This is a genomic window from Pseudomonas lopnurensis (assembly GCF_015070855.1).
In the GTDB taxonomy this organism is placed as follows: Bacteria; Pseudomonadota; Gammaproteobacteria; order Pseudomonadales; family Pseudomonadaceae; genus Stutzerimonas; species Stutzerimonas lopnurensis.
This window is the reverse complement of the sequence record NZ_JADDIX010000038.1, coordinates 1-4,915: the sequence shown is the minus strand read 5'-3', so window position 1 is coordinate 4,915 and position 4,915 is coordinate 1. Positions and strand designations below refer to the sequence as shown.

Annotated in this window: 5 protein-coding genes; 2 read left to right on the top strand and 3 right to left on the bottom strand. The window is 65.4% G+C overall.

Going from position 1 to position 4,915, the window contains the following annotated elements; all coding sequences use genetic code 11:
- Positions 1-117 precede the first annotated feature (117 nt).
- The 3 genes from IN820_RS07910 to argH all read right to left on the bottom strand — a co-directional run bounded on the left by IN820_RS07910 (position 118) and on the right by argH (position 2,812).
- Entirely contained in the window at positions 118-552 is a 435-nt protein-coding gene (locus IN820_RS07910) for a hypothetical protein (protein ID WP_193680455.1), read from the bottom strand.
- 77 nt (positions 553-629) lie between these two features.
- Positions 630-1,157 carry a hypothetical protein gene (locus IN820_RS07905; protein ID WP_193680454.1) on the bottom strand — a complete coding sequence of 176 codons (528 nt, stop codon included), beginning with the start codon at positions 1,155-1,157 and terminating at the stop codon, positions 630-632.
- 260 nt (positions 1,158-1,417) lie between these two features.
- Positions 1,418-2,812 (bottom strand): argininosuccinate lyase, encoded by a 1,395-nt coding sequence (gene argH / locus IN820_RS07900; RefSeq protein WP_193680453.1) that lies wholly within the window; start codon positions 2,810-2,812, stop codon positions 1,418-1,420.
- Between the two features lie 184 nt (positions 2,813-2,996).
- On the opposite strand from argH, the gene IN820_RS07895 reads away from it, so the two are divergent.
- Positions 2,997-4,079 carry a sensor histidine kinase gene (locus IN820_RS07895; protein WP_193680452.1) on the top strand — a complete coding sequence of 361 codons (1,083 nt, stop codon included), beginning with the start codon at positions 2,997-2,999 and terminating at the stop codon, positions 4,077-4,079.
- Positions 4,076-4,822 (top strand): LytR/AlgR family response regulator transcription factor, encoded by a 747-nt coding sequence (locus tag IN820_RS07890; RefSeq protein ID WP_193680451.1) that lies wholly within the window; start codon positions 4,076-4,078, stop codon positions 4,820-4,822. Before IN820_RS07895 ends, IN820_RS07890 begins: the two co-directional genes overlap by 4 nt.
- The last annotated feature ends 93 nt before the right edge of the window (positions 4,823-4,915 follow it).

Here is a 4,915-nt window from a genome sequence, read left to right as displayed (position 1 = left end):
CTCCTACAACATAATGCTCAGTGAGTTAACAAACTAACCAAACAGGCCGCTAGCGTTGGGCTTCGCGGGGGCTCACCCAGCTTCTGTGCGCTTCGCGGCTACGGCCCGCTGAAGGTCCTATTCGGGCAATTCCGGCAGATTGCGCAGCATGCTCTCGTAGGCTTCGCCATCGAAGGGGCGGTCTTCGCTGAGCATGGTGCGGATCTCGTGCGCCAGCACCAGCGCCATCATCTGCAGGCTTTCCTCGCGTTCGTAGCCGACCAGCGTCAGCTTGTTCAGCGTGGCCTGGGCCGCTGCCGGTTCGCCGGCTTCGAGCTGGTTCTCGATGGCCTGGATCAGGGTGGATTCGGCGAAGGCTTCGTCGTCTTCGCTGTCATGGGAGTCGTGCGTCATGGCGGGATTCTCGTCGAGTGGCGCCGGATTCTCTTCATCCAACTGGCAAAGGGTGCAGTTGCCGTCGTCCGGGCGGCTGGTTTCGACGTAGCGTACCCGTCGGCGGGCGGTCTGGCGATCGGCGCTGACGCGAAAGCGCGGGCGGTCTGAATCGGACATGGCTTTTACTCCCTCGGATTACGGCCCCTGGATAACCGCTCCGTGGCAGGCGGGCAAATCGAACGGGCACGGGGGCGTCAATCCATGAAGCTCAGGGCCAGGCAGAGCAGCCCGAACACGGCCCAGACCAGCGAGAAAATGATTGGTGTGCGCAGCGAGAACAGCAGCGTGCGCTTGTAGCGCTTGCCGCCGACGGGGCTGTTGCCCTCGCCGAACAGCGCTGATTCGTTGTTCGGCAGCATGCCGACACGTCCTTCCAGTTGCAGCAGTTCGGCCTGCTTCTGGTGCCAGCGCTCGATCACGTCGAAGTTGGCCTTGATGCCCGGCATGGCATGCAGCGATGTCACCAGCCCGAGGGCCGCCAGCACCGCGGGAACCACCAGGCGGAACAGGTTGCCCCAGTCCGGGTTGCTGTTGGCCATCGACGAGGCGAAGGCGATCATCAGGAACGATTGCGACGACAGGTAGGCCGTGGTGCGCTCGGCCAGCAGCGAGGATTCGAAATGGATCTCCGAGCGGTAGAAGACCAGGCGCTCCTTGGGCGACTCGAAGAGTTCGCCGCCCTGGGTGTCCTGATTCAGCAGCAGGGTGCGCAGATCGGTCATGCCCGGTTCCGGTGATTGGACAGGAGATGGCGGATTCGCCAGCACTGCTTGTAGGTCAAGCTTGCCGTCCGAGAGTTCCGGCGTGCGGCTCGGCGGTCGTCTTGCCGGGCCGTTGGAACAGGCCGGGCATGGCTATCGATCGGCTGGCAGAGGCCCGCAAGGGCGCGGCCGCTGGAAGGGCCAGTGCGCGCGATGTGCGTGGGCGCATCGCGCGCCCTGGCGGCGGGGCGTGCCGGCAGCTTGCGGCCAGGTGGCAGCGATCAGCGGCTGGCGAGCAGTGCCTTGCCGCGCTCGACCGCCGCGCGCACCTGCGCTGGCGCGGTGCCGCCAATGTGGTCGCGGGCATTCACCGAGCCTTCCAGCGTCAGCACGGCGAACACGTCGTCGCCGATCTGGTCGCTGAACCGGCGCAGTTCGGCGAGGCTCATCTCGGCCAGGTCCTTGCCGCTGTCCACGCCGTACTTCACCGCGTGGCCGACGATCTCGTGGCAATCGCGGAAGGGCAGGCCCTTGCGCACCAGGTAGTCGGCCAGGTCGGTGGCGGTGGAGAAGCCGCGCAGCGCCGCCTCGCGCATGATCTCGCGCTTAGGACGGATCGCCGGCACCATGTCGGCGAAGGCGCGCAGGCTGTCGCGCAGGGTGTCGGCGGCGTCGAACAGCGGTTCCTTATCTTCCTGGTTGTCCTTGTTGTACGCCAGCGGTTGGCCCTTCATCAGCGTCAGCAGGCCGGCGAGGGCGCCGAATACGCGGCCGGTCTTGCCGCGCACCAGTTCCGGCACGTCCGGGTTCTTCTTCTGCGGCATGATCGAGGAGCCGGTGCAGAAGCGGTCGGGCAGGTCGATGAACTGGAACTGCGCGGACGTCCAGAGCACCAGCTCTTCAGAAAAACGCGACAGGTGCATCATCGCCACGGAGGCGGCGGCGCAGAATTCGATGGCGAAGTCGCGGTCGGACACGCCGTCCAGCGAATTGCCGGAGATCGCTTCGAAGCCCAGCAGTTCGCAGGTGATCTCGCGCTGGATGGGGTAGGTGGTGCCGGCCAGCGCGGCCGAGCCCAGCGGCATGCGGTTGGTGCGCCTGCGGCAGTCGACCAGGCGCTCATGGTCGCGCGAGAGCATCTCGAACCAGGCCAGCAGATGATGGCCGAAGGTCACCGGCTGCGCGGTCTGCAGGTGGGTGAAGCCGGGCATGATGGTGTCGGCTTCCGCTTCCGCCAGGCCCAGCAGGCCCTGCTGCAGGCGGGTGATTTCGCCGAGGATGGTGTCGATTTCGTCGCGCAGCCACAGACGGATGTCGGTGGCCACCTGGTCGTTGCGCGAACGCCCGGTGTGCAGCTTCTTGCCGGTGACGCCGATGCGGTCGGTCAGGCGCGCCTCGATGTTCATGTGCACGTCTTCCAGGTCGACGCGCCAGTCGAAGCGGCCGGCCTCGATCTCGGCCTGGATGGCCTTGAGATTGGCGATGATGCTGTCGCGCTCGGCATCGGTCAGCACCCCGGCCTTGGCCAGCATGCTGGCATGGGCGATCGAACCCATGATGTCGTGGCGGTACAGGCGCTTGTCGAACTCGACGGAGGCGGTGAATCGGGCGACGAAGGCGTCGACGGGCTCGCTGAAACGGCCGCCCCAGGACTGGTTGGTCTTGTCGGTGCTCATGGATGCGCTCGCTGAAAATCCGAAGGCTGGAGGAAAGCGGCGATGATAGCAGGGTTCCTCGGGCTGTCGGATGCGGCTGCGGGGCACCGCGAAGGGTGAGCTGGCTGGCAAATCCGCGTTTTTCCGCCGCGGGCAGCGAGCGTCCGGCTTGCCGGCACCGGGGTGCGCAAGGAAACTGCCGGGCATGCGAACCGACGGGCCGAACCCTGTGAAATCCACCACCGTAACCGATGACTTTTTCGTGCCCGAGCTGTGCCAGCCAGAAGCGCTGCTCGGCCTGGTGCTGCTCGCCGAATTGCTGGTGCTGGTGCTGGTGCTGGCCGAGCCGATGCAGCCGGGCTTCGACTGGATGCGCCTGGCGCTGACCTCGCTGTTCGTGCAGTGGATCGTGCTGCTCTCGGCCGGCACCATGTGCCTGCTGCGCCCGCTGCTGGCGCGGCTGCGGGCGTCGCTGGCGGGGTTGGGGTGCTGCCTGCTGGTGGCAGGGCTGACCCTCGCCTGCACGGCAGTGGCGGATATCTACGAGCTCGGTGGGCCGCTCTCGCGTGCCGGCGAGGTCAACCTGTACCTGCGTCATGCACTGATCAGCCTGATCATGTCCGGTCTGCTGCTACGCTATTTCTATCTGCAGAGCCAATGGCGGCGCCAGGAACAGGCCGAACTGCGTGCGCGGATCGAATCGCTGCAGGCGCGGATTCGCCCGCACTTCCTGTTCAACAGCCTGAACAGCATCGCTAGCCTGGTCGCCAGCGACCCGGCCAAGGCCGAGCAGGCGGTGCTGGATCTGTCCGATCTGTTCCGTGCCAGCCTGGCGCGCCCCGGCACATTGGTGGCCTGGAGCGAGGAGTTGGAATTGTCGCGGCGTTATCTGTCGATCGAGCAGTACCGTTTGGGCGAACGCCTGCGCATGCAGTGGCGGATCGAGGGCGTGCCGGAGGATCTGCCGATTCCGCAGCTCACCCTGCAGCCGCTGCTGGAAAACGCGCTGGTCTATGGAATCCAGCCGCGAGTCGAGGGCGGGGTGGTCAGCGTAACGGCCGATTATGTCGATGGCGTGTTTCACCTGGAAGTCAGCAACCCTTTCGACGAAACCGCTCAAACTCAGGCTTCACGCGGCACGCGGCAGGGTCTGCAGAATATCGACGCACGATTAGCGGCACTTTTCGGCCCGCAAGCGAGTCTCAGCGTGGAGCGCCGTGATGGCTGCCATTACACCTGTCTACGCTATCCATGTGCGAGACGAATGCAGGAAGCCAGATCTATATGAATGTCCTGATTGTCGATGACGAACCTCTAGCCCGCGAGCGCCTCAGCCGACTGGTAGGTGACCTCGACGGCTATCGTGTCCTCGAACCTGCCGCCAGCAACGGTGAAGAGGCCCTCGCCCTGATCGAGGAGCTGCGCCCGGATATCGTGCTGCTGGATATCCGCATGCCCGGGCTCGATGGCCTGCAGGTTGCGGCCAGGCTCTGCGAAATAGATGCGCCTCCGGCCGTGATCTTCTGTACTGCCCATGACGAATTCGCCCTCGAGGCCTTCCAGGTCAGCGCGGTCGGCTACCTGGTCAAGCCGGTGCGCCCCGAATGCCTGGCCGAGGCGCTGAGAAAAGCCGAGCGCCCCAACCGGGTCCAGCTCGCGGCGCTGACCCGGCCGGCCGCCATTTCCGGTGCCGGGCCGCGCAGCCATATCAGCGCACGTACCCGCAAGGGCATCGAGCTGATCCCATTGGACCAGGTGATCTATTTCATCGCCGACCACAAGTACGTCACCCTGCGCCATGCGGGCGGGGAGGTACTGCTGGACGAGCCGCTGAAGTCGCTGGAGGACGAGTTCGGTGAACGCTTCGTGCGCATCCACCGCAATGCGCTGGTGTTCCGCGATCGCATCGAGCGCCTGCAGCGGACCCCGCTGGGACATTTCCAGCTGTTCCTCAGGGGCCTCGACGGCGAAGCGCTGACTGTCAGCCGCCGGCACGTGGCCGGCGTGCGCAAGTTGATGCAGAGTCTCTAAGGGGCAGCTTTAAGCTGCAAGCCACAAGCTGTAAGAAAAGCTTGACGGGGTTTGGGCGCCAGCCCGCACGCTGATTCGCTTGCAGCTTGCAGC

Bases quoted from the DNA above. Each gene is read 5' to 3' on its own strand.
- IN820_RS07910 (WP_193680455.1), bottom strand. From the start codon at position 552: ATGTCCGATTCAGACCGCCCGCGCTTTCGCGTCAGCGCCGATCGCCAG.
- IN820_RS07905 (WP_193680454.1), bottom strand. From the start codon at position 1,157: ATGACCGATCTGCGCACCCTGCTGCTGAATCAGGACACCCAGGGCGGC.
- argH (WP_193680453.1), bottom strand. From the start codon at position 2,812: ATGAGCACCGACAAGACCAACCAGTCCTGGGGCGGCCGTTTCAGCGAG.
- IN820_RS07895 (WP_193680452.1), top strand. From the start codon at position 2,997: ATGCGAACCGACGGGCCGAACCCTGTGAAATCCACCACCGTAACCGAT.
- IN820_RS07890 (WP_193680451.1), top strand. From the start codon at position 4,076: ATGAATGTCCTGATTGTCGATGACGAACCTCTAGCCCGCGAGCGCCTC.